This window comes from Burkholderia sp. Bp9142 (assembly GCF_003853415.1).
Lineage (GTDB): Bacteria > Pseudomonadota > Gammaproteobacteria > Burkholderiales > Burkholderiaceae > Burkholderia.
In genome coordinates this window covers 43684-67179 of sequence record NZ_QTPP01000001.1, presented here as the reverse complement: position 1 = coordinate 67179, position 23496 = coordinate 43684, and the positions used below count along the sequence as shown (strand labels likewise).

General features: G+C 66.3%; 25 protein-coding genes. 18 read left to right on the top strand and 7 right to left on the bottom strand.

Going from position 1 to position 23496, the window contains the following annotated elements; genetic code table 11:
* Nucleotide 1: 1 nt before the first annotated feature.
* The 4 genes from DIE22_RS00330 to DIE22_RS00315 form a co-directional block, all read right to left on the bottom strand.
* Nucleotides 2-1453 (bottom strand): bifunctional 2-methylcitrate dehydratase/aconitate hydratase, encoded by a 1452-nt coding sequence (locus tag DIE22_RS00330; protein ID WP_124495488.1) that lies wholly within the window; start codon nucleotides 1451-1453, stop codon nucleotides 2-4.
* Between the two features lie 22 nt (nucleotides 1454-1475).
* Entirely contained in the window at nucleotides 1476-1982 is a 507-nt protein-coding gene (locus DIE22_RS00325; RefSeq protein WP_124495486.1) for a hypothetical protein, read from the bottom strand.
* Between the two features lie 223 nt (nucleotides 1983-2205).
* Nucleotides 2206-3213, bottom strand: coding sequence for a CoA ester lyase (locus DIE22_RS00320; protein ID WP_124604059.1), 1008 nt, complete (start codon nucleotides 3211-3213; stop codon nucleotides 2206-2208).
* 183 nt (nucleotides 3214-3396) lie between these two features.
* Nucleotides 3397-4383 (bottom strand): malate dehydrogenase, encoded by a 987-nt coding sequence (locus DIE22_RS00315; protein ID WP_124495482.1) that lies wholly within the window; start codon nucleotides 4381-4383, stop codon nucleotides 3397-3399.
* A gap of 288 nt (nucleotides 4384-4671) precedes the next feature.
* On the opposite strand from DIE22_RS00315, the gene DIE22_RS00310 reads away from it, so the two are divergent.
* The 7 genes from DIE22_RS00310 (at nucleotide 4672) to gltA (ending at nucleotide 10593) form a co-directional block, all read left to right on the top strand.
* Nucleotides 4672-5496 carry a GntR family transcriptional regulator gene (locus DIE22_RS00310; protein ID WP_124495945.1) on the top strand — a complete coding sequence of 275 codons (825 nt, stop codon included), beginning with the start codon at nucleotides 4672-4674 and terminating at the stop codon, nucleotides 5494-5496.
* 169 nt (nucleotides 5497-5665) lie between these two features.
* The gene (sdhC, locus tag DIE22_RS00305; protein ID WP_124495480.1) at nucleotides 5666-6082 is read left to right on the top strand and encodes a succinate dehydrogenase, cytochrome b556 subunit; all 417 of its coding nucleotides are present in this window, start codon (nucleotides 5666-5668) and stop codon (nucleotides 6080-6082) included.
* 4 nt (nucleotides 6083-6086) lie between these two features.
* Nucleotides 6087-6455 (top strand): succinate dehydrogenase, hydrophobic membrane anchor protein, encoded by a 369-nt coding sequence (gene sdhD / locus DIE22_RS00300; protein WP_124495478.1) that lies wholly within the window; start codon nucleotides 6087-6089, stop codon nucleotides 6453-6455.
* 3 nt (nucleotides 6456-6458) lie between these two features.
* Nucleotides 6459-8234: a succinate dehydrogenase flavoprotein subunit gene (sdhA, locus tag DIE22_RS00295; protein ID WP_124495476.1), complete on the top strand. Its 1776-nt coding sequence runs from the start codon at nucleotides 6459-6461 to the stop codon at nucleotides 8232-8234.
* Between the two features lie 21 nt (nucleotides 8235-8255).
* A complete protein-coding gene (locus tag DIE22_RS00290; protein WP_011658352.1) occupies nucleotides 8256-8957 on the top strand; it encodes a succinate dehydrogenase iron-sulfur subunit in 702 nt (233 codons plus the stop codon).
* Between the two features lie 8 nt (nucleotides 8958-8965).
* Entirely contained in the window at nucleotides 8966-9238 is a 273-nt protein-coding gene (locus DIE22_RS00285) for a succinate dehydrogenase assembly factor 2 (protein ID WP_031400668.1), read from the top strand.
* Nucleotides 9239-9291: 53 nt separating this feature from the next.
* Complete coding sequence (gltA, locus tag DIE22_RS00280; RefSeq protein WP_006754978.1) at nucleotides 9292-10593, top strand: citrate synthase; 1302 nt, start codon at nucleotides 9292-9294, stop codon at nucleotides 10591-10593.
* Nucleotides 10594-10683: 90 nt separating this feature from the next.
* Here the strand turns inward: gltA and DIE22_RS00275 are convergent, their stop codons facing one another.
* Complete coding sequence (locus DIE22_RS00275) at nucleotides 10684-11661, bottom strand: helix-turn-helix domain-containing protein (protein ID WP_124604057.1); 978 nt, start codon at nucleotides 11659-11661, stop codon at nucleotides 10684-10686.
* A gap of 73 nt (nucleotides 11662-11734) precedes the next feature.
* On the opposite strand from DIE22_RS00275, the gene DIE22_RS00270 reads away from it, so the two are divergent.
* The 5 genes from DIE22_RS00270 (at nucleotide 11735) to DIE22_RS00250 (ending at nucleotide 16700) form a co-directional block, all read left to right on the top strand.
* Nucleotides 11735-12124: a VOC family protein gene (locus DIE22_RS00270; RefSeq protein ID WP_124604055.1), complete on the top strand. Its 390-nt coding sequence runs from the start codon at nucleotides 11735-11737 to the stop codon at nucleotides 12122-12124.
* Between the two features lie 110 nt (nucleotides 12125-12234).
* A complete protein-coding gene (locus tag DIE22_RS00265; protein ID WP_124604053.1) occupies nucleotides 12235-13488 on the top strand; it encodes a DUF1479 domain-containing protein in 1254 nt (417 codons plus the stop codon).
* Nucleotides 13489-13706: 218 nt separating this feature from the next.
* Nucleotides 13707-14465, top strand: coding sequence for a dimethylarginine dimethylaminohydrolase family protein (locus DIE22_RS00260; RefSeq protein WP_124604051.1), 759 nt, complete (start codon nucleotides 13707-13709; stop codon nucleotides 14463-14465).
* Nucleotides 14466-14565: 100 nt separating this feature from the next.
* On the top strand, nucleotides 14566-15030 hold the full coding sequence (locus DIE22_RS00255; protein WP_124495466.1) for an Lrp/AsnC family transcriptional regulator: 465 nt from the start codon (nucleotides 14566-14568) through the stop codon (nucleotides 15028-15030).
* Between the two features lie 137 nt (nucleotides 15031-15167).
* Nucleotides 15168-16700 carry an amino acid permease gene (locus DIE22_RS00250; protein WP_124604049.1) on the top strand — a complete coding sequence of 511 codons (1533 nt, stop codon included), beginning with the start codon at nucleotides 15168-15170 and terminating at the stop codon, nucleotides 16698-16700.
* Nucleotides 16701-16952: 252 nt separating this feature from the next.
* Here DIE22_RS00250 and DIE22_RS00240 read toward each other — a convergent pair whose 3' ends face one another.
* Together DIE22_RS00240 and DIE22_RS00235 are read right to left on the bottom strand one after the other, a co-directional pair.
* A complete protein-coding gene (locus tag DIE22_RS00240; RefSeq protein WP_124495460.1) occupies nucleotides 16953-17678 on the bottom strand; it encodes a glutathione S-transferase in 726 nt (241 codons plus the stop codon).
* 125 nt (nucleotides 17679-17803) lie between these two features.
* Nucleotides 17804-18136: a cupin domain-containing protein gene (locus DIE22_RS00235; RefSeq protein ID WP_124604046.1), complete on the bottom strand. Its 333-nt coding sequence runs from the start codon at nucleotides 18134-18136 to the stop codon at nucleotides 17804-17806.
* A gap of 276 nt (nucleotides 18137-18412) precedes the next feature.
* Here DIE22_RS00235 and leuC point away from each other — a divergent pair, with 276 nt between their 5' ends.
* From leuC to asd, 6 genes are all read left to right on the top strand, one after another.
* Nucleotides 18413-19822, top strand: a complete 1410-nt coding sequence (gene leuC, locus DIE22_RS00230) for a 3-isopropylmalate dehydratase large subunit (protein ID WP_124604044.1) — start codon at nucleotides 18413-18415, stop codon at nucleotides 19820-19822.
* Between the two features lie 3 nt (nucleotides 19823-19825).
* Entirely contained in the window at nucleotides 19826-19972 is a 147-nt protein-coding gene (locus DIE22_RS00225) for an entericidin A/B family lipoprotein (protein WP_124498473.1), read from the top strand.
* A 65-nt stretch (nucleotides 19973-20037) separates the two neighbouring features.
* On the top strand, nucleotides 20038-20688 hold the full coding sequence (gene leuD / locus DIE22_RS00220; protein WP_124604042.1) for a 3-isopropylmalate dehydratase small subunit: 651 nt from the start codon (nucleotides 20038-20040) through the stop codon (nucleotides 20686-20688).
* A 75-nt stretch (nucleotides 20689-20763) separates the two neighbouring features.
* Nucleotides 20764-21831: a 3-isopropylmalate dehydrogenase gene (leuB, locus tag DIE22_RS00215; RefSeq protein WP_124498471.1), complete on the top strand. Its 1068-nt coding sequence runs from the start codon at nucleotides 20764-20766 to the stop codon at nucleotides 21829-21831.
* Nucleotides 21832-21951: 120 nt separating this feature from the next.
* Complete coding sequence (locus DIE22_RS38580; protein ID WP_039319027.1) at nucleotides 21952-22071, top strand: hypothetical protein; 120 nt, start codon at nucleotides 21952-21954, stop codon at nucleotides 22069-22071.
* Between the two features lie 82 nt (nucleotides 22072-22153).
* Nucleotides 22154-23275, top strand: coding sequence for an aspartate-semialdehyde dehydrogenase (gene asd / locus DIE22_RS00205; protein ID WP_124498470.1), 1122 nt, complete (start codon nucleotides 22154-22156; stop codon nucleotides 23273-23275).
* Nucleotides 23276-23496 lie beyond the last annotated feature (221 nt).

The window sequence follows — 23496 nt, the reverse complement described above, 5'->3', positions numbered from 1 at the left end:
GCTATATCACATACAGATCGACGTACTGATCGACCGGCATCGCTTCGAGCTTTGCCTGGTCCAGCGACACGTCGAGAATCGCTTGTTGCTGCTTGGCCGGAAAGCGGCGGGCGAGGTTGGTCCGGAACTTGTCGACCAGGAGCGGGATGCCGTCCGCGCGGCGTCGCTGATGGCCGATCGGGTATTCGACCGCCACTTCGGCAAGCTTCGATCCGTCCGCGAACTCGATCGTCAGCGCATTCGCGATCGATCGCCTGGCCGGGTCATGGTAATCCTTCGTGAACTGCGGATCCTCGACGCACGCGGTTTTCGCGCGCAGCGCGTCGATGCGCGGATCGGCGGCGACCGCGTCTTCGTAATCGGCCGCGGTCAGCCGGCCGAACAGCAGCGGCACGGCGACCATGTACTGGATGCAATGGTCGCGGTCGGCCGGATTGGCGAGCGGGCCCTGCTTGTCGATGATGCGGATCGCGGCCGCGTGCGTGCGGATCGTGATCCGGCTGATCTCGTCGGTCGTGCGGCCCGCCGCGGCGAGCTGGGCGTGCAACTGCAGCGCGGCCTCGGCGGCCGTCTGCGCATGGAATTCGGCGGGGAACGCGATCTTGAACAGCACGTTCTCCATCACGTACGTGCCGTACGGGCGCTGGAAGCGGAACGGCTGGCCGTCGAACAGCACGTCGTAGAAGCCCCAGGTTTTCGCGGTGAGCGCCGACGGGTAGCCCATTTCACCCGTTTTCGCGATCAGCGCGAGGCGCACCGCGCGGGACGTCGCGTCGCCCGCCGCCCACGACTTGCGCGAACCGGTGTTCGGCGCGTGGCGGTAGGTGCGCAGCGCCTGGCCGTCGACGAACGCGTTGGACACCGCGTTGATCAGCTCGTCGCGCGTGAGCCCGAGCAGGCGGCCGACGACAGCCGTCGACGCGACCTTCACGAGCAGCACATGGTCGAGCCCGACCGCGTTGAATGAATTCTCGAGTGCGAGGCAGCCCTGGATCTCGTGGGCCTGGATCATCGCGACGAGCACGTCGCGCATGACAAGCGGCTTCCTGCCGGCCGCGACGGCCGTGCGGGACAGCCAGTCGGCCGTCGCCAGGATCCCGCCGAGGTTGTCGGACGGGTGACCCCATTCGGCGGCGAGCCAGGTGTCGTTGAAGTCCAGCCAGCGGATCATCGCGCCGATGTCGAAGGCGGCCTGGACGGGATCGAGCTGGAAGGACGTGCCGGGCACCTTCGCGCCGTTCGGCACGATCGTGCCGGGCACGACGGGGCCGAGCAGCTTGGTGCAGGCAGGGTAGGACAGCGCCTCGAGTCCACATCCGAGCGTGTCGATCAGGCAATGACGCGCCGTCTCCAGCGCGAGCGCGCTGTCGATGCCGGGGTTCAGCACGTAGTCGACGATATCGACGAGTACCGAATCCGGAGCGGGGCGGACGTTGGAGACCGAGGCGGACATCGAGGGGCCTGGGAGAACGCGCTTAGTTCGTTGCCGGCTTCAGTTCGTTCGATTGCGTCGGCGCTGCGCCGCCTTGCGCCATTTCCGGCGTCACGCATTCGTCGGCGAGACGCTCGCCGCCGTTCGCATCGCTGAACAGCATCGCCTTGCTCGGGATCACGACCAGCTTGAAGCCGGCGGCCGGATCGTAGAACGTGTCGGCGCCCGTCGTCGTGGTCTGGCGCGGCAGCTTGTAGTTCTTCTTCGCCCAGTGAACCGTGACCAACTGGTCGCGCTTCATGTCGCCGGCGAGGTCGAACGACAGGCCGTCCTTGCACGCCCACTTGACCGCGCCGTCCGGCACCGGATCGACCTTGGCCGCGGCACGTGCCTGGGCCTTCTTGCTGCGCGGAACGATGCGCTTGGCCGGCGCCGGGCGCTTGGCCGTCTTCTTCGCAGTCGCCGTATCCTGGGCGAACGCGCTCGGAGCCGACACCAGCATCGTGGCGGACAACGCGCCGATGGCGGTAGCGATCAGGAGTTTCTTCATGGAGTCAGAACCTTTCGAAAATCAGTTGACAAGGGCCGGCAACTGACGCCGCCGGCCGGTTTGAAACTGCACGCGCCCCGGAAGCGCGCAGCGGCCGCTATTTTCACCTATTTGGCCGCGCATATTTCAGGTTTTCAGGCTCCGTTACGTTTTTTGTCGTTTCGCAAACCTGTCTCGGGTTCACGCTCCGGTGATTCGATGAAATGCGTGTGTCGGCGCGCGCTCACAGCGCGTCTCCGGCGGCGGCCGGGCCGAACAGCGGCGCGGCCTCGGCCGGCACCGGCTGGCCGGTTGCCCGGGCGCGGCGCAGCACCGACCAGTAATAGCGGTAGCTCGCGCGGTCATGCAGTGTATCGCCGTGGCGCGTCGGGCCCCAGTCGGCGGCCTGCGCGGCCAGCAGGATCTCGGCGGCCAGTGCGACTTCATCGGTGCGCGGCGCGAATGCGTCGACGATCGGGCGGATCTGCGCGGGATGGATGCTCCACATCCGCGTGAACGCGAACTCGTCGCGCGCGCGGCGTGCGTCGCCGGCGACGACCGCCATGTCGCGCACCTCGGTCGTCACGTTGTGCGACGGCGTCTTGCCGTGCGCGTGGCAGGCCGCGGCGATTTCCAGCTTCGCGCGGCGCACGAGCGGGTGGTCGAACTGGCCGGGCGAACGCATCGCCGCATCGGGAATCGCGCCGTGATGCGCGGACACGAAATCCATCAGCCCGAAGCTCAGCGTGCCGACCAGCGGCAGCGCGGCGAGGGCGGCCGCCTGCGCGAGCGCGCCGTGCGTCTCGACCAGCACGTCGACCGGGATCGGCTGCGCGAGGCCGAGCTCGCGGCGCGTGCCCTCGATGAATGCGACCATTTCGGCCGCGTCGGCGGCGCTCGCGATCTTCGGCAGCGTGACGTAGGCCGGTGCGCGCGCGGCGCGCAGCACGATGCGCACGTCGTCGCGCCAGTGGGGATGGGAAAAGTCGTGGATGCGGACGCCGACCCGCCCGAAGCGGTTCTCGGCGCTGCCGAGGCATTCGGCGACGAGTTGCGCGTGCACGGCTTCCTGGCCGACGGCCGCGCCGTCCTCGCAGTCGAGCGTGATGTCGAACACGGGGCCGAGTTCGGCCTGGAGCGCGAGCGACTTGCGCATCAGCTTCTCGCTGCCCGCGTAGTGATCGCAGGAGGGCAGGATCGCGGGCGGGGACGCCCCGTCGTACAGCACTTGTGCAGGAGTGAGCGCGGACATCTCTTCTACGTCAAGGAGGCGGCAACGTGGAGAAAATCGGATTCGGGCACGTTCTGGGCCGGCGCGCGGGGCGCCTGGAGCGGCAAAACGTGCGCGGATCGGATCGGGCGGCGGGGCCGGCTGCCGGCCCGCCGCCCGTGCCGTGACCGGCCCGCCCGGAGGCGGTCCGGCCATGCGGCCTGCTTAGTTCTTCAGCAGGTGGGCGACGCCGTCGCGCTCTTCGAGCAGCTCGGCCAGCGTGCCGTCCATCTTCTCGCGCGAGAACGCGTCGATTTCCAGGCCTTCGATGCGCGTGTACTCGCCGTTTTCGCACACGACGGGCACGCCGTAGATGATGTCTTCGGGGATGCCGTACGAGCCGTCCGACGGGATGCCCATCGTGACCCACTTGCCGTTCGTGCCGAGAACCCAGTCACGCACGTGGTCGATCGCCGCGTTGGCTGCCGACGCCGCCGACGACAGGCCGCGCGCTTCGATGATCGCCGCGCCGCGCTTGCCGACGGTCGGGATGAACGTGTCGCGGTTCCACACGTCGTCGTTGATCAGCGTCAGCAGCGACTCGCCTTCGGCGGTCGCGAAGCGGAAGTCGGGGTACATCGTCGGCGAGTGGTTGCCCCACACGGCGAGCTTCTCGATCGATGCGACCGGCTTGCCCGACTTCGCTGCGAGCTGCGACAGCGCGCGGTTGTGGTCGAGGCGCAGCATCGCCGTGAAGTTCTTCTTCGGCAGGTCCGGTGCCGACTTCATCGCGATGTACGCGTTGGTGTTCGCCGGGTTGCCGACGACCAGCACCTTCACGTCGCGGCTCGCGACTTCGTTCAGCGCGGCGCCCTGGACCGTGAAGATCTCGGCGTTCGCCGACAGCAGGTCCTTGCGCTCCATGCCCTTCGAGCGCGGACGTGCACCGACCAGCAGCGCGACGTCTGCATCCTTGAATGCAACCTTCGGATCGTCGGTGATCACGACGCCCGCGAGCAGCGGGAACGCGCAATCGTCGAGTTCCATCACGACGCCTTTGACGGCGGCTTGGGCTTGCGGGAGGTCGAGCAGCTGCAGGATGACCGGCTGGTCCTTGCCGAGCAGGTCGCCGTTCGCGATGCGGAACAGCAGGGAGTAAGCGATTTGACCTGCGGCGCCGGTGACGGCAACGCGCTTTGCGGGCTTAGCCATTGAAAATCTCCAGGACGGGTGAAGCGGTGGACGCTAGGCAAAACGCCATTCTATGCGCGTTACGCGTAGCGTTGCATTGAAGCAGGGCGGAGGACTCGCGAAAGGCAGACGCGGTGAACCTGGAGACGGCCGTGGCACGTAGCCGGGGACGCGTTTTGCACCCGCGAACCCTTGCTCGCCCCGGAGTGTAGGAGCCGTTTGGCCCAAAGTCAAACGGTATCATATGTCTTATATAAGACAGATGTTTTGCGGAATTTGAGTGGACGGAAAAGCGCGGTTTGTGATGAAATGCGCGCCATGACATCGAACCAGGCGAACAACGCGAATCCGACCGGCGCAGGCGGCCCAGGGCAGCCGGGCGCGGGCGATGCCGCGCCGGCGCCTGCCGCGTCGCCGTCACCGACCTTCAGTCCGTTATACCAGCAGATCAAGTCATTGATCACGCAGAGTCTCGAATCCGGTGAATGGAAGCCGGGCGAGATCATTCCGAGCGAAGTGGAGCTCGCGGCCCGTTACAAGGTCAGCCAGGGCACCGTTCGCAAGGCGATCGACGAGCTGGCCGCCGAAAACCTCGTGGTCCGGCGGCAGGGCAAGGGTACGTTTGTTGCAACGCACAATGAAGATCGCGCGCAGTTCCGCTTCCTGCGCCTGCTGGCCGACGACGGTGCCGAGCACCCGCACGTGAGCCGCCTGCTCGAATGCCGGCGCCTGCGCGCGCCGGCCGAGATCGCGCGGCAGCTCGACCTGAAGCCGGCCGATCCGGTCGTGCAGGTGCGCCGGCTGCTGGAGTTCGAGAACGAAGCGACGGTGCTGGACGAGATCTGGCTGCCGGGCGCGATGTTCCGCGGGCTCACGTTCGAGCGGCTGAGCGAGTACAAGGGGCCGCTCTACGCGATGTTCGAGACGGAGTTCGGCACGCGGATGATCCGCGCGACGGAGAAGATCCGCGCGGTCGCGGCGGAGCCGGCGGTGGCCGACCTGCTGCATGTGCCGGCGGGTTTTCCATTGCTGTCGGTCGAGCGCGTGTCCTATACATACGGAGACCGGCCGGTGGAAGTGCGGCGCGGCTGGTATGTCACAACCGGGTATTACTATCAGAATGACTTGAGCTGACGACGTATCGGCACAAGCAGCGTGCATGCGCGTCACCACGTTCGCGTAGCACGTTTCGGGCCGCCTTTATTCCCGTTCGCGTAACGATCCAGCGCAGACTTTCGCTGCAGCGCGATATAAAAAGGCGCTAAAATCGCGGATTAGTGTGACAACATAGTAGGGGTCTAGCATGACTGATGCAGTAAGAAAACCGAGGCCGGAATACCGGAACATCGGACTCGCCGACATCACGATGAAGTATCGCATGCCGCTGGCGGCGACTTTGTCGATTCTCCATCGAGTCAGCGGCGCGCTGCTGTTCCTGTTCCTGCCGTTTCTGCTGTTCCTCTTCGACCAGAGCCTGACCTCCGAGCTCAGCTTCGAAGTCTTCAAGCAATTCCTCTCCAACATCTTCGTCAAGCTGATCGTCCTCGCGCTGTCCTGGGCGTTCCTCCACCATTTCTGCGCCGGCATTCGCCACCTGCTGATGGACGTCAACCACGACGCCGTCACGAAGGAAGGCGGCAAGCGCACGGCCGTCGTCGTCTTCGTCGTCTCGATCGCGCTGACGATCGTCATGGCACTCAAACTGTTCGGAGCATTCTAAGAAAATGGCAGCCAACAACCGAATCGGCTCGAAGCGCCTCGTCGTCGGCGCTCACTACGGCCTGCGCGACTGGCTCGCGCAGCGCGTCACCGCCACGATCATGGCGGTCTACACGGTCATTCTGCTCGTCCTGTTCTTCGGCGCGCATGACTTCTCGTACGAAGGCTGGGCATCGATCTTCGCCGCGCAATGGATGAAGCTCGCGACCTTCGTGACGCTGCTTTCCCTCTTCTACCACGCATGGGTCGGCGTGCGCGACATCTGGATGGACTACGTGAAGCCCGTCGGTGTGCGCCTGCTGCTGCAATCGCTGACCATCGTCTGGCTGCTCGCATGTGCGGGCTACGCCGCGCAGATTCTCTGGAGAGTGTAAAGAATGGCTGCAATCAAAACTTCCCTGCCGCGCCGCAAGTTCGACGTGGTGATCGTCGGCGCGGGCGGCTCGGGCTTGCGCGCAGCGCTGCAACTGTCGCGCGCGGGCCTGTCGGTCGGCGTGCTGTCGAAGGTGTTCCCGACCCGTTCGCACACGGTGGCCGCACAGGGCGGCATCGGCGCGTCGCTCGGCAACATGAGCGAAGACAACTGGCACTTCCACTTCTACGACACGATCAAGGGTTCCGACTGGCTCGGCGACCAGGACGCGATCGAGTTCATGTGCCGCGAAGCACCGAACGTCGTGTACGAACTCGAACACTTCGGCATGCCGTTCGACCGTAACGCGGACGGCACGATCTACCAGCGTCCGTTCGGCGGGCACACCGCGAACTACGGCGAGAAGCCGGTCCAGCGCGCTTGCGCGGCGGCCGACCGTACCGGTCACGCGCTGCTGCACACGCTGTACCAGCAGAACGTCGAGGCGAAGACGCAGTTCTTCGTCGAATGGATGGCGCTCGACCTGATCCGCGACGCGGACGGCGACGTGCTCGGCGTGACGGCCCTCGAGATGGAGACGGGCGACGTCTACATCATGGAAGGCAAGACGACGCTGTTCGCGACGGGCGGCGCAGGCCGGATCTTCGCGGCGTCGACCAACGCGTTCATCAACACCGGCGACGGCCTCGGCATGGCAGCGCGCTCGGGCATCGCGCTGCAGGACATGGAGTTCTGGCAGTTCCACCCGACCGGCGTGGCCGGCGCGGGCGTGCTGATCACCGAAGGCGTGCGCGGCGAAGGCGGTATCCTGCGCAACGCGAACGGCGAGCGCTTCATGGAACGCTACGCACCGACGCTGAAGGACCTGGCGCCGCGTGACTTCGTGTCGCGTTCGATGGACCAGGAAATCAAGGAAGGCCGCGGCGTCGGTCCGAACAAGGACCACGTGCTGCTCGACCTGTCGCACATCGGCGCCGAGACGATCATGAAGCGTCTGCCGTCGATCCGCGAAATCGCGCTGAAGTTCGCGAACGTCGATGCGATCAAGGAACCGATCCCGGTCGTCCCGACGATCCACTACCAGATGGGCGGCATCCCGACCAACATCCACGGTCAGGTCGTCGGCACGTCGCGCGGTCACAAGGATCCGGTCAACGGCTTCTACGCAGTGGGCGAATGCTCGTGCGTGTCCGTGCACGGCGCGAACCGCCTCGGCACGAACTCGCTGCTGGACCTCGTGGTGTTCGGCCGTGCGGCCGGCAACCACATCGTCGAGCACGTGAAGAACCAGAAGGAACACAAGCCGCTGCCGGCCGACGCAGGCGAATTCTCGCTGGCGCGCCTGGCGAAGCTCGACAAGTCGACCTCGGGCGAGTACACGCAGGACATCGCGAACGACATCCGCGCGACGATGCAGAAGCACGCAGGCGTGTTCCGCACGTCGGCACTGCTGAAGGAAGGCGTCGACCAGATGGCCGGCCTGGCGGCACGCGTGGAAAACATCCACCTGAAGGACAAGTCGAAGGTGTTCAACACCGCGCGCGTCGAAGCGCTCGAGCTGGAGAACCTGATCGAAGTGGCCCGCGCAACGATGGTGTCGGCGGAAGCGCGCAAGGAAAGCCGTGGCGCGCACGCGCACAGCGATTACGAGCACCGCGACGACGACAACTGGCTGCGCCACACGCTGTGGTACAGCGAAGGCGATCGCCTCGACTACAAGCCGGTTCAAATGAAGCCGCTGACGGTCGACTCCGTGCCGCCGAAGCCGCGCACGTTCTAAGCCGAGTCAAAGGAATCCGAAATGGCAAAACGCATTTTTGAAGTCTACCGCTACGATCCGGACAAGGACGCGGCACCGCGCATGCAGACGTACGAGCTCGAGATCCAGCATGAGCGCATGCTGCTCGACGCACTGGTCAAGCTGAAGGCCGTGGACGAGACGCTGTCGTTCCGCCGTTCGTGCCGTGAAGGCGTGTGCGGTTCGGACGCGATGAACATCAACGGCAAGAACGGTCTCGCGTGCCTGACGAACCTGAACGACCTGCCGCAGAAGATCGTGCTGCGCCCGCTGCCGGGCCTGCCCGTCGTGCGCGACCTGATCGTCGACATGACGCACTTCTTCAACCAGTATCACTCGATCAAGCCGTACCTGATCAACGACGCGCCGCCGCCGGAGAAGGAACGCCTCCAGTCGCCGGAAGAGCGCGACGAGCTCGACGGCGTGTACGAGTGCATTCTGTGCGCGAGCTGCTCGACGTCGTGCCCGAGCTTCTGGTGGAACCCGGACAAGTTCGTCGGCCCGGCCGGCCTGCTGCAGGCTTACCGCTTCATCGCGGATAGCCGCGACACCGCCACCGGCGAGCGTCTCGACAACCTGGAAGACCCGTACCGTCTGTTCCGTTGCCACACGATCATGAACTGCGTCGACGTTTGCCCGAAGGGCCTGAACCCGACGAAGGCGATCGGCAAGATCAAGGAACTGATGGTCCGCCGCGCGGTTTAAAGTTTGTGATGAGCGACGATTCGCACCAATCCGACCCGCACCGCCGCGCGCGCCTTCGCTGGCGCGCGCGGCGGGGTCTGCTGGAAAACGACATCATCTTCGAGCGTTTCTTCGGCAGATACGAGCATGACCTCACCGATGCTGACGTAGGCGCGTTGTCGCGCCTGCTCGATCTGAGCGACAACGACCTGATGGACTTGCTCCTCGCGCGCAAGGAACCAGAGGGCGACCTAGACAGCCCGGATATTCACCGGCTGTTGGAGATGCTGCGCAACGTGTAACGCGTTACGCCCGTTATCGAATCCCGTTTCTTTATTTCGATTGAGGATGTGCCATGACTCCGTCTGATGTTAAAGCCACGCTATCGTTCAGCGACAATTCGCCGAGCGTCGAAATGCCGATCTACAAGGGGACGATGGGCCCGGACGTGATCGACATCCGCAAGCTGTACGGCCAGACCGGCAAGTTCACTTACGACCCGGGCTTCATGTCGACGGCGGCTTGTAATTCGGCGATCACGTACATCGACGGCGACAAGGGCGAACTGCTGTACCGCGGCTACCCGATCGACAACCTCGCGCAGAACGCCGACTTCCTCGAGTCCTGCTACCTGCTGCTGAAGGGCGAGCTGCCGAACGCGGCGCAAAAGAAGGAATTCGTCGACACCGTCACGAAGCACACGATGGTGCACGAGCAGATGCACTTCTTCTTCCGCGGCTTCCGCCGCGACGCGCACCCGATGGCGGTGCTGGTGGCGGCCGTCGGCGCGCTGTCGGCGTTCTATCACGACTCGCTCGACATCAACGATCCGCGTCACCGCGAAGTGTCGGCGATCCGCATGATCGCGAAGCTGCCGACGCTCGTCGCGATGGCGTACAAGTTCAGCATCGGTCAGCCGTTCGTTTACCCGAAGAACGAACTGTCGTACAGCGCGAACTTCATGCACATGATGTTCTCGAACCCGTGCGAGGAGTACAAGGTCAACGACGTGCTCGTCCGCGCACTCGACCGCATCCTGATCCTGCACGCCGATCACGAGCAGAACGCATCGACGTCGACGGTCCGCCTGGCCGGCTCGTCGGGCGCGAACCCGTTCGCGTGTATCGCGGCCGGTATCGCGTGTCTGTGGGGCCCGGCGCACGGTGGTGCGAACGAAGCCGCGCTGAACATGCTCGAGCAGATCGGTTCGCCGGACAACATCCCCGAATTCATCAAGCAGGTGAAGGACAAGAATTCGGGCGTGAAGCTGATGGGCTTCGGTCACCGCGTGTACAAGAACTACGACCCGCGTGCGAAGCTGATGCGCGAAACCTGCTACGAAGTGCTGAACGAGCTGGGCCTGCACGACGATCCGCTGTTCAAGCTCGCGATGCAGCTCGAGAAGATCGCGCTGGAAGACGAATACTTCGTGTCGCGCAAGCTGTACCCGAACGTCGACTTCTACTCGGGTATCGTTCAGCGCGCGCTGGGCATCCCGACGTCGATGTTCACGTGTATCTTCGCGATGGCACGTACGGTCGGCTGGATCGCACAGTGGAACGAAATGATTGCGGATCCGGAGCAGAAGATCGGCCGTCCGCGTCAGCTGTTCATCGGCGACACGCCGCGCGAAGCGAAGCCGATCAACGCACGTTAAGCCGTGCGCGGCGCGAACGGCCGTCAGGCCGCTCGCGTCCGGCAATCGCAACGCCCCGACACCCCGGTGGGTCATCCCGCCGGGGTGTTTTCATTTGCGCGGCCGGGGTTGGCCCGATCCGGCGCGGCGTTCGAGCGACGGCGGCCGCGTATCGAGCGGCGGCGCGTCGGCATCGGGCGCGTGGCCGTGCCGTGCGAAGAACTGCCGGTATGCGCCGGGCGTCATCCCGCGCGCGGCGAGGAACTGACGGTTGAAGTTCGCCGCATTCGGGATGCCGCAGCGCGCGGCGACCGTTGCGATCGGCCAGTCGGTGCCGACCAGGTGGCGGCACGCCTGCGCGAGACGCAGCCGCTGCACGTAGCGGCCGACGCTTTCGCCGAGGTGCCGCACGAACAGCCGCTGCAGTGTCCGTTCGGACATGTGCGCGACGGCAGCGAGCGCGTCGATGCGCAGCGGTTCATGGAAGTGCCGGTCGATCGCGTCGAGCACGCGATCGAGGCGCTCGGCTTCGGGCGCGGCCGTGTCGGCCGATGGCGTCGCTGCGTCGGGCCGATCGTAGGCCTGCGCGGTGGCGAGCGGCTCGCCGCCGGCTTCGGCAAGATCGGCGAGTGTGTCGAGTGCGGCCGCGAGGCGTACGCGCGGCGACGAGTCGAGCAACTGCGGCAACCGCGCACGCATCGCGCGGGCTGTGTCCGCATCGAAGTGCAGGCCCGGTGCCGCGCGCCTCAGCAGCGAGCGCAGCGGTGCGTACTCGGGGCAGCAGTCGGCCACGCGTCGCGCCCAGTCGCCGTCGAACCAGACGACGAGCGCGACCTCCGGCGCCTCGCGATCGATGCGCGCGTTCGACGACCACGTATGCGGCAGGTTGGGCGGCACGAGCACCAGATCGTCGTCCGCGTAGCGGGCGACATGATCGCCGATGAAGCGCTGGCCACGGCTGTTCAGCGTCAGCGTCAGTTCGTACTCGGGATGGCGATGCCATTCGAACGGGATGCGCGCAAGCCGGCGGTGGTACACGCGGATCGAACAACCGGGGGCGAACGACACGTGCTCGTATTGCGGTTTCATCGCTTTCCTCCCGGTCGAGCGCGGCACCGCGCCGTGGCATGATCGTGATTAATCGTCACGACGGAGCGATGCCATGTTTTCACATGTTTGCGTGGGCGTCAGCGATACCGCACGCGCGTATGACTTCTACGCGCCGCTGTTCGCGGAACTCGGACTGCGTCTGAAGTTCAGCGAACCGGACGGCTGGTCGGGCTGGATGCCGGCCGATACCGACCGGCCGCTGTTCTTCTTCGGCCGGCCGCTCGACGGGCGCGCGCCCGACCCCGGCAATGGCCACACGATCGCATTCGACGCGCGCACGCGCGCGCAGGTCGATCGCTGCCACGCACTCGCACTGCAGCACGGCGGCACCTGCGAAGGGCCGCCGGGCCTCCGGCCGCACTATCACCCCGACTACTACGGCGCATATTTCCGCGACCCGGACGGCAACAAGCTGTGCGTCGTCTGCCATCGTCCCGAGTAGCGCACTGTTGTCAGGATTGTATCGATTGTTGACCGGATAGTGTCGATGGTGACGATGCGTCGGCCGTACGCTGAGTGCTCGTCACGACACGATTCGATGAGGAGACAGCGATGCACCTGACGATTGACGATCTGCCGGCCGCGATCCGCACGGCGAAAAGGGCGCTGCGCGCCGACCTGCCCGGTTACGCGGCCACGTTCCGCGAGCTGGAGGGCGATATCGCGCGGCAGGTCGACGCGATCCGCCGCGCCCATGCGCACGGCCATGACGTGATTCCGGTGCTGCGGTTCGCGGATATTGCCAATGGCACCGTCGATCCGCAGGCGATTGCCGCGATCCGTACGCGCGGCGCGGCGGTGATCCGCGGCGTGTTCGACGCGCGACAGGCGCGCGACTGGAACGACGAGATCGGCGCCTACCTCGATGCGAACCGCTTCGCCGAGCGGCTGCATGCGCGCGCCGAGGACCGCTACTTCGGCAACCTCGCGTCGGGCAAGCCGCAGATCTACGGCGTCTACTGGTCGAAGCCGCAGGTGGCCGCGCGCCAGTCGCCGGCACTCACGCACGCACGCGTGTTCCTGAACCGCCTGTGGCGCCATGCGGACGGCGCGCGCAGGCATTTCGATCCTGACCAGGTGCCGGCCTACGCGGACCGGATCCGCCGCCGGCCGCCGGGCTCGGCGTCGCTCGGGCTGTCGCCGCACGTCGACGGCGGCTCGGTCGAACGCTGGCTCGGCGCGAATTTCCGGCAGGTCTATCGTCACGTGCTGGCCGGTCGCTGGCGCGATTACGACCCGTTCGACGCCGCGTTTCGCCCCGACGTCGAGGAGATCCCGTCGCCGGCCGTGTGCTCGATGTTCCGCACGTTCCAGGGCTGGACGGCGCTGACGCCACAAGGCCCCGGCGACGGCACGCTGCAACTGATTCCGGTCGCGAACGCGATGGCGTACGTCGTGCTGCGCGCGCTGCAGGACGACGTGGCCGACGACGACTTGTGCGGCGCGCGTCCGGGCCGCGCGCTGTCGATCCTGCCCGAATGGCATGCGCTGCTGCTCGACGCGTTGGTGCCGATCCCGCACATGGAGCCGGGCGACGCGGTGTTCTGGCACGGCGACGTCGTGCACGCGGTCGAGGATGCGCATCGCGGCAGCGGCGACAGCAACGTGATGTACATCGCGGCCGCGCCCGGTTGCGCGAAGAACGACGCCTACCTTGAGCGCCAGCGGCCAGCGTTCCTGCGCGGTGACAGCCCGCCCGATTTCCCGGCCGATCATTTCGAGGTCGAATTCGACGGACGGGGAGGCGAGGGCGACCTCAAGGCGCTTGGCCGTGCGCAAATGGGGTTCGAGCCTGTCGATGCATGACGGCCGCATCGGCCGTTCCGGCACCCGGGGACGGCCGGTTGCGCCGTTCCCGCCGGCCGTCTGCCGATTCCGCTGCGTGCCGCCTTCAATTCGACGCGATCGGCTGCGGGCGTGCCTGAAATCGACGCGAATTGCGCAAATTGGCTTCCGATAATGGTCCGGACACAACGCAGCTGCCCGGTGCGCCGCACGGGGGCAGCGTGACCATGGAGGAGTCGATGCAATTCACGCAAGCGATCGTTCGCCGTCCCGCGCCGTCCTGTGGCGCGGGGCTCACCACCGCCGCGCTCGGCGCGCCCGACTACGACAAGACGCTCACGCAGTTCCATGCATACTGCGACGCGTTGCGCGGGCTCGGCGTCGCGCTGACCGAGCTGCCGCCGCTGGACGCGTTCCCCGACTCGCATTTCGTCGAGGACGTCGCCGTCGTCACGCCCGAATTCGCGCTGATCACGCGCCCGGGTGCGCCCGCGCGGCGCGGCGAGACGGTGCATATCGAAGCGGCACTCGGCGCGCATCGCGACCTGCTGCCGATGCAGGAAGGCCGTCTCGACGGCGGCGACGTGATGCTGGTCGGCAAGCGTTTCACCATCGGCCTGACGGGCCGCACCGACGCCGAAGGCATCGCCGCGTTCGAGTCGCTGGTATCGCGCTACGGCTATTCGGTCGTTGCCGTGCCGGTCGCCGCGGGCCTGCACCTGAAGTCGGTCGTCAATGCGCTCGGCGACGACACGCTGCTCGTGACCGAGGCGCTGGCCGCGCATCCGGCGTTCGCCGACTATCGCCGGATCGCGATCTCGGCCGCCGACGAATACGCGGGCAACACGCTGCGCGTGAACGGTACGCTGATCACGCCGGCCGGCTATCCGCGCGTGCACGACGCGATCGGCTCGCTCGGGCTGCCGCTGCACGTGATCGACACGAGCGAGTTCCGCAAGATGGACGGCGGCCTGACCTGCCTGTCGCTGCGGTTCTAGACGATTGGCGCGCGGCCGCTTCGGCCGGATAATGTGGCCCCCGCGCGGAGGGGAGCAGACGCTCCGCGCACCAGCCACGACCCGACCGGAGCGAACGCGGATGACCGACAAGAAGATGCAGCTCGACAAGATCGATCTCCGGATCCTGGACATCCTGCGTACCGACGGACGGATTTCGTACCGGAAGCTGTCGGAACGCGTGAACCTCACGCCGCGCCCGTGCCAGGCGCGCGTGGAGCGGCTCGAGGCGCTTGGCGTGATCGAAGGCTACCGCGCGGTGATCAAGGCGCCGCGCGCGACCAAGCCGATCGTCGTGATCGCGCAGATCGTGCTGGCCGATCACGGGCGTTCGCAGGCACCGTTCGAGGACGAGATGCGGACCCATCCTGCCGTGCTCGACTGCTGGCTCGTCAGCGGCACGTTCGATTTTCTCGTGCGGCTCGCGTGCGAGGACCTCGACGAGTACCGGCGGATCGCGAACGTGTGGCTGGAAAGCCCGCGGTTCCGGATCGAGAAGATCGTGACGACGGCCGAGCTGCAGGCGATCAAGCGCAGCGTCGTCTGACGCGGCATTGCGTCCGGGCCGCCGGCACAGGATGCGCGGCCCGGCAGGCAGGGCCGGTTTTCGACGTGAATAACCGGGCCGATCGATTGGTATTCCGAATCAATTCGAGCGGCCCGAATCCAGTCAGGGTGAACACCATGGATGCTTTGCAAGCGGCAGCGGAGACGGCCGCGCCGTCCGGGACGGCGCTCAAGCGCCGGCTGCAGGGCCGTCACATCGCGATGATCGCGATCGGCGGCTCGATCGGCACGGGATTGTTCGTCGCGTCGGGCGCATCGGTCGCGCAGGCGGGGCCGGGCGGCGCGATCGCCGCGTATATCGCGATCGGGCTGATGGTCTACTTCGTCGTCACCGGGCTCGGCGAGATGGCCGCGCTGATGCCCGTATCGGGCTCGTTCGCGGTCTACGGCGAGAAGTATGTCGACGAGGGCTTCGGCGTCGCGCTTGGATGGACCTACTGGTACAGCTGGGCCGTGACGATCGCGATCGAGCTGGTCGCCGGGCAGATCGTGATGCGCTACTGGTTTCCAGCGGTGCCGGGCGTGTGGTGGGGCGCGGGGTTCCTGGTGCTGATCTTCCTGCTGAACACGCTGTCCGTGCGCGGCTTCGGCGAATCCGAATACTGGTTCTCGCTGATCAAGGTCGTCACCGTGATCGCGTTCATCGCCGCCGGGCTGCTGATCGCGGCCGGCCTGCTCGGCAACGGGCAGCCGGTCGGCTGGCACAACTTCAGGACCGGCGACGCGCCGTTCGTCGGTGGCGTGCACGCGATGATGAGCGTCGCGTTGATCGCGGGCTTCTCGTTTCTCGGCACCGAGCTGGTCGGGATCACGGCCGGCGAATCGGAAAACCCGCGCAAGACGATCCCGCGCGCGGTGAAGCAGATCTTCTGGCGGATCATGCTGTTCTACGTGCTCGCGATCTTCGTGATCGGCCTGCTGGTGCCGTACACCGATCCGAACCTGCTGAAGAGCGACGTGACGGATATCGGCGTGAGTCCGTTCACGCTCGTGTTCAGCCATGCGGGCTTTCCGCTCGCGGCCGATGCGATGAACCTGGTGATCCTGACGGCCGTGCTGTCGGCCGGCAACTCCGGCACGTATGCGGCCGCGCGTATGCTGCACAACCTCGCGGCGGAAGGCCGTGCGCCCGTGATGTTCGCGACGTTGTCGCCGGGCGGCGTGCCGCGTAATGCGCTGTACGCGACGATGGCGGTGGGCGGGCTGTGCTTTCTCACGTCGCTGACCAACAACCAGCGCATCTATCTGTGGCTGCTCAATACGGTCGGCATCACGGGCTTCATCGCGTGGCTCGGCATTGCGGTCTGCCATTACCGGTTCCGCAAGGGCTTTCTGAAGCAGGGCTATCGGCTCGATCAACTGCCGTACCGCGCGAAATGGTTCCCGTTCGGGCCGCTGTTCGCGATCGCGATCTGCATCGTGATCTCGCTCGGGCAGGATTACCAGGCATTCTTCGCGGCCCGCATCGACTGGATGGAAGTGCTGTCGATCTATGTGTGGATCCCGCTGTTCGTCGCGATCTGGTGGGCGTATCGCCGCGTGCGCAAGAGCCGGCTCGTGCGCTACGACGAGATGGATATCGGGCCGTGGCTCACGCGCTCGGTCGAGGCCGTCGACGCGGCGGTCACGCAGCACGGGCGGCCGCGCTGAGCGTCGGATGGCAAGCGGGAAGGGTGCGGCGACGGGGCGGCCCGCTTCAGCGCAGCCGGCCGCGCTGAAGCGGGCGCGAGCCGCGCGAGGCCACGCGGCCCGACGGCGTGGCGGTCACCTGTCGCGAGACCCGGACCAACGACGCAGGGCGGCGCACGGTGCGGCGCTCGACGGCCGTGTTCCGGCGCGAGGCGGATGGCCTGGTCGTATGGCGTTACCTGGGCGAGACGCCGGTCGGCGCCCGAGCCGACACTACTTGTCCAGCTCCGGATAGTGCCGGAAGATGCCCATGTCGTTGAACGGGATGCGGCGCGCCGACTCGAGATAGCGCGCGACGGGCGGATGCTGCGCGACGCGGTCGTGCAGGCCGACGAGCGCGTCGACCTTGCGTTCCGCGCGCTTCATCGCCTTCGGGAATGCGTAGCGCAGGCCTTCGATCAACTGGAACATCGACAGGTCCGCGCAGCTGAGCGCACTGCCGGCGATATAGCCGCTCTTGTGCGGATTCTGCGCGAGCACGCGATCGAAATAGCCGAGGAATTTCGGCAGCCGGTGCGCGAGGAAATCGGCCGCGCGCTCGGCGGCCTCGGCCTTCTGGTCCTCGTAGTACAGCCCGCTGCCGATCGGATGGTGCGTGTCGTGGATCTCGGTGACGAAATCGGCGACGGTCAGCTGGAGCTGATGCACCCATAGCCGCCCGGCTTCGTCGTCGGGCGCGAGCCCGAGCCGCGCGCCGAGAAACAGCAGGATGTTCGCGGTCTGCCCGACGACCACGTCGCCGGCCTTCAGGAACGGCGGCGCGAACGGCACGCACTCGGCCTGCGTGCTGTCCATCAATCGCATCATCGCCGGCACGCCCATGCCGCGCCCCGATTCGCGCGCGACGTCGACATAGTCGGCCTCGGCCGCCTCGAGCGCGAGCCGCACGTATTCGCCGCGGCCCTGGATCTCGGGCCAGTAATAGAGTTCATATCGCATGCATTTCTCCTGTCCGGCGATGCGTCGGCGTTGCCCGCACCGCGATGGCGGGAGGCGGCCGTGCGCCGCCCGTTGCGAATAGACAGTCTAGGAGATCGGGCGGGAAGTGCCGCGCGCGTCGCGCGTCATCCGCCGCGCTCGTCGCGCTCGCCGCCTTCGGGACCGTAGAAGAACACCCAGGTCGAGAAGTCGTCGGAAAAGCCGGCGAAGCGGTGCGCCGCGAACGCGGGCACGAACAGCACGTCGCCGGCCGCGACGCCGCATTCGCGCCCGTCGAGGACGAACCGCGACGTGCCCGCGGCGATCACGTAGACCTCGTCGCGCGTATGCGGCGTCTGCAGATCCTCGGCACGCGGCCGGTACAGCTCGATGTCGAGCGTGCCGTGGCGAAACAGCGTCGTGAACAGCGTGCCTTCATCGTCGAGGCGGGCGAGCGATTCGTTGATGCCGAGCTTCATCGTCGTAGGCTCCGGGTCCGGATCGTGGGGACGTTCAGACGTGCGTGGTCCCATCGTATGCCGGAATCCGGCCCGGCGTGAACCTCGCGATCGCGGGGCGTCGGCGTGTCCGGTGCGCTCCCGTTTGCCGGGTAATGCCGATACAGGTATTGGCACTACCAGCCAAACCACTGTTTTTAATGGGTTTTTTCGCGCCGGGCCTGCGCCGTGGCGCATTCTGCGTGGCATAATCGATCGCATTCGCAAGGCTTGTAGTCACAACGACCCCGCATACCCATGGCACAGACTCTCTACGACAAACTGTGGAATACCCACGTCGTCCACACCGAGGACGACGGCACGGCATTGCTCTATATCGACCGTCAGCTGCTGCACGAAGTCACGAGCCCGCAGGCATTCGAAGGGCTGAACGTCGCGCACCGCCCGGTGTGGCGCATCAGTGCGAACCTGGCCGTGTCGGACCACAACGTCCCGACCACGGATCGCAGCCACGGCATCGCCGATCCGGTCTCGAAGCTGCAGGTCGACACGCTCGACGCGAACTGCGACGCGTTCGGCATCACGCAGTTCAAGATGAACGACCTGCGCCAGGGCATCGTGCACATCATCGGGCCGGAGCAGGGCGCGACGCTGCCGGGCATGACGATCGTCTGCGGCGATTCGCACACGTCGACGCACGGCGCGTTCGGCGCGCTCGCGCACGGCATCGGCACGTCGGAAGTCGAGCACGTGCTCGCGACGCAAACGCTGCTGCAGAAAAAGAGCAAGAACATGCTCGTGAAGGTCGAGGGCGCACTGCCGCGCGGCTGTACCGCGAAGGACATCGTGCTCGCGATCATCGGCAAGATCGGCACGGCCGGCGGCACGGGCTACGCGATCGAATTCGGCGGCTCGACGATCCGCGCGCTGACGATGGAAGGCCGGATGACCGTCTGCAACATGGCGATCGAAGCCGGCGCGCGCGCGGGCATGGTCGCCGTCGACGACACGACGATCGACTACCTGAAGGGCCGTCCGTTCGTGCCGACCGGCGCGGAATGGAACCAGGCCGTCGAGTACTGGCGCGAATTCAGGTCCGACGAAGGCGCGCAGTTCGACCGCGTCGTCGAGCTGAACGCGGCCGAGATCGTCCCGCAGGTCACGTGGGGCACGTCGCCGGAAATGGTCACGTCGATCGACGGTCGCGTGCCCGATCCCGAGCGCGAGAAGGATCCGGTCAAGCGCGACGCGATGGAACGCGCGCTGGCCTACATGGCGCTCGAGCCGAACACGCCGATGGAGTCGATCAAGGTCGACAAGATCTTCATCGGTTCGTGCACGAACGCGCGCATCGAGGATATCCGCGCGGCCGCGTATGTCGTGAAGAAGCTGAACCGTCGCATCGCCTCGAACGTGCGTCTCGCGATGGTCGTGCCGGGCTCGGGCCTCGTGAAGGCGCAGGCCGAGCGCGAAGGGCTCGACAAGGTGTTCACCGATGCCGGTTTCGAATGGCGCGAGCCGGGCTGCTCGATGTGCCTCGCGATGAACGCCGACCGGCTCGATCCGGGCGAGCGCTGCGCATCGACGTCGAACCGCAACTTCGAGGGCCGGCAGGGCGCGGGCGGTCGCACGCACCTCGTGAGCCCCGCGATGGCGGCGGCCGCGGCGATCGAAGGCCATTTCGTCGACATTCGCAAGCTGGGGTAACGCGTGACGGCATCGAAGCTCATCGCGCGGCTGGTTGCCGTGCTGGCGCTCGCGGGGCTGGGCTTCGGCCTGGCGGGCTGCAATACCGTCCGAGGCTTCGGCGAGGACGTCAATGCCGCCGGCAACGCGCTGCAGCGCGCCGCGGACTGACGCCCGCCGAGAATTTGTCGATGTGCGCCGGCTGAATGCCGGCCCTTCAACCGGATAGACGGATCATGGAAAAATTCAATGTGCATACCGGCGTCGTGGCGCCGCTCGATCGCGAGAACGTCGACACCGACGCGATCATCCCGAAGCAGTTCCTGAAGTCGATCAAGCGCACGGGCTTCGGTCCGAACGCGTTCGACGAATGGCGCTACCTCGACCACGGCGAGCCGGGCCAGGACAACTCGACGCGCCCGCTGAACCCGGACTTCGTGCTGAACCAGCCGCGCTACCAGGGCGCATCGGTGCTGCTTGCCCGCAAGAACTTCGGCTGCGGCAGCTCGCGCGAGCACGCGCCGTGGGCGCTGCAGCAGTACGGTTTCCGCGCGATCATCGCGCCGAGCTTCGCCGACATCTTCTTCAACAACTGCTACAAGAACGGGCTGCTGCCGATCGTGCTGACCGAGCAGCAGGTCGATCACCTGTTCAACGACACGTATGCGTTCAACGGCTATCAGCTGACGATCGACCTCGACGCGCAGGTCGTGCGCACGGGCGACGGCCGCGAGTATCCGTTCGACATCGCCGCGTTCCGCAAGTACTGCCTGCTGAACGGCTTCGACGACATCGGCCTGACGCTGCGTCACGCGGACAAGATCCGCCAGTTCGAAGCCGAGCGGCTCGCGAAGCAGCCGTGGCTCAACAACAAGCTGGTCGGCTGAGATTGCCTCCGGGCGGGCGCGCATGACGCGCGCTCGCCGACTTGCCACCACCCCTTACCCAGTCAGGAATAACGCATGAAGATTGCAGTGCTGCCCGGCGACGGCATCGGTCCGGAAATCGTCAACGAAGCGGTCAAGGTGCTGAACGCCCTCGACGAGAAGTTCGAACTCGAGCAGGCGCCGGTCGGCGGCGCGGGTTACGAGGCGAGCGGTCATCCGCTGCCGGACGCGACGCTGAAACTCGCGAAGGAAGCGGACGCGATCCTGTTCGGCGCGGTCGGCGACTGGAAGTACGACTCGCTCGAGCGCGCGCTGCGCCCCGAGCAGGCGATCCTCGGGCTGCGCAAGCACCTCGAGCTGTTCGCGAACTTCCGCCCGGCGATCTGCTATCCGCAACTCGTCGATGCGTCGCCGCTGAAACCGGAGCTCGTCGCGGGCCTCGACATCCTGATCGTGCGCGAACTGAACGGCGACATCTACTTCGGCCAGCCGCGCGGCGTGCGCGCAGCGCCGGACGGCCCGTTCGCCGGCGCGCGCGAAGGCTTCGACACGATGCGTTACTCGGAACCGGAAGTGCGCCGCATCGCGCACGTCGCGTTCCAGGCCGCGCAAAAGCGCGCGAAGAAGCTGTTGTCGGTCGACAAGTCGAACGTGCTCGAGACGTCGCAGTTCTGGCGCGACATCATGATCGACGTGTCGAAGGAATACGCGGACGTCGAGCTGTCGCACATGTACGTCGACAACGCGGCGATGCAGCTCGCGAAGGCGCCGAAGCAGTTCGACGTGATCGTGACCGGCAACATGTTCGGCGACATCCTGTCGGATGAGGCATCGATGCTGACGGGCTCGATCGGCATGCTGCCGTCGGCGTCGCTCGACAAGAACAACAAGGGCCTGTACGAGCCGTCGCACGGTTCGGCGCCGGACATCGCGGGCAAGGGCATCGCGAACCCGCTGGCGACGATCCTGTCGGCCGCGATGCTGCTGCGCTACTCGCTGAATCGCGCGGAGCAGGCCGATCGCATCGAGCGCGCGGTGAAAACGGTGCTCGAACAAGGCTACCGCACCGGCGACATCGTGACGCCGGGCTGCAAGCAGGTCGGCACGGCGGCGATGGGCGACGCGGTGATCGCCGCGCTGTAACGCGCACGGCAATGCAGCACGGCAGTTGATTGTAGAAAGGGCGCGAACGGGCCGCGAAATCGGCCGGTTCGCGCACGGTTGGCCGTTGTGCGGGCAACCGGCTTTGTGTAGACTCGAACGATGGCGCTGATTTCCCTGATCTCCCCGGTCCTGAAACTCCACGGCAACACTGCCCGTGCGGGTACGCGCGCCATCGTCATCACGAAAACCATTACCACGAAAACGATCATTAAACGCTGATCGTCCGTCGTGCCCGCCTGTTTCCCCGCGCGGTCACGCCGGGGGCGGAAATGGCGGGGAAGCTCCATTCAAAGGGTTAGTCATGAACGTAGGTCTCGTAGGTTGGCGCGGCATGGTCGGCAGCGTGCTGATGCAGCGCATGCAGGAAGAAGGTGATTTCGACCTGATCGAACCGGTGTTTTTCAGCACCAGCAACACGGGCGGCAAGGCGCCGTCGTTCGCGAAAAACGAGACTACGCTCAAGGACGCGACCAACGTCGACGAGCTGAAGAAGTGCGACGTGATCATCACGTGCCAGGGCGGCGACTACACGAACGACGTGTTCCCGAAGCTGCGCGCGGCCGGCTGGAACGGCTACTGGATCGACGCGGCGTCGTCGCTGCGGATGCAGGACGACGCGGTCATCATCCTCGATCCGGTCAACCTCGACGTGATCAAGGACGCGCTCGTCAAGGGCACGAAGAACTTCGTCGGCGGCAACTGCACGGTCAGCCTGATGCTGATGGCGCTCGGCGGCCTGTTCCGCGAGAACCTCGTCGACTGGATGACGGCGATGACCTACCAGGCCGCATCGGGCGCGGGCGCGCAGAACATGCGCGAACTGCTGTCGCAGATGGGCGCGCTGCACGGCGCGGTGCAGGAACAGCTCGCCGATCCGGCTTCCGCGATTCTCGACATCGACCGCCGCGTGCTCGCGACGATGAACAGCGATGCGATGCCGACGAGCCAGTTCGGCGTGCCGCTCGCCGGTTCGCTGATTCCGTGGATTGACAAGGATCTCGGCAACGGGATGTCGAAGGAAGAGTGGAAGGGCGGCGCGGAAACCAACAAGATCCTCGGCAAGCCGGCGATGGGCGAGCCGGGCTCGATCCCGGTCGACGGCCTGTGCGTGCGGATCGGCGCGATGCGCTGCCACTCGCAGGCGCTGACGATCAAGCTGAAGAAGGACGTCCCGCTCGACGAAATCAACGGCATCCTCGCGTCGGCGAACGACTGGGTGAAGGTCGTACCGAACGAGCGTGAAGCGTCGATGCGCGACCTGTCGCCGGCGAAGATCACCGGCACGCTGACGGTGCCGGTCGGCCGCCTGCGCAAGCTCGCGATGGGCGGCGAATACCTGTCCGCGTTCACGGTCGGCGACCAGCTGCTGTGGGGCGCGGCCGAGCCGCTGCGCCGCATGCTGCGCATCCTGCTCGACAAGTAAGGATCGGGCCGTGCCGCGCGCCGTTGGCGCGCGACGCGAGACGCCTGCCGGCCCTTTGCGGGGCGGCAGGCGTTTTTTATTGGCCGGCGCCGGCCCATGCGCGAGCGCCCGAACCGCTTGCGCGGCCGGGCGCTTTCCTGGATCGAATCCTTGGGTACGAGGCCCGGCGGCGATGCGAAATATAGGGGGCCGAATTCGTTTCGGGCTCGATGCAGTGGCCG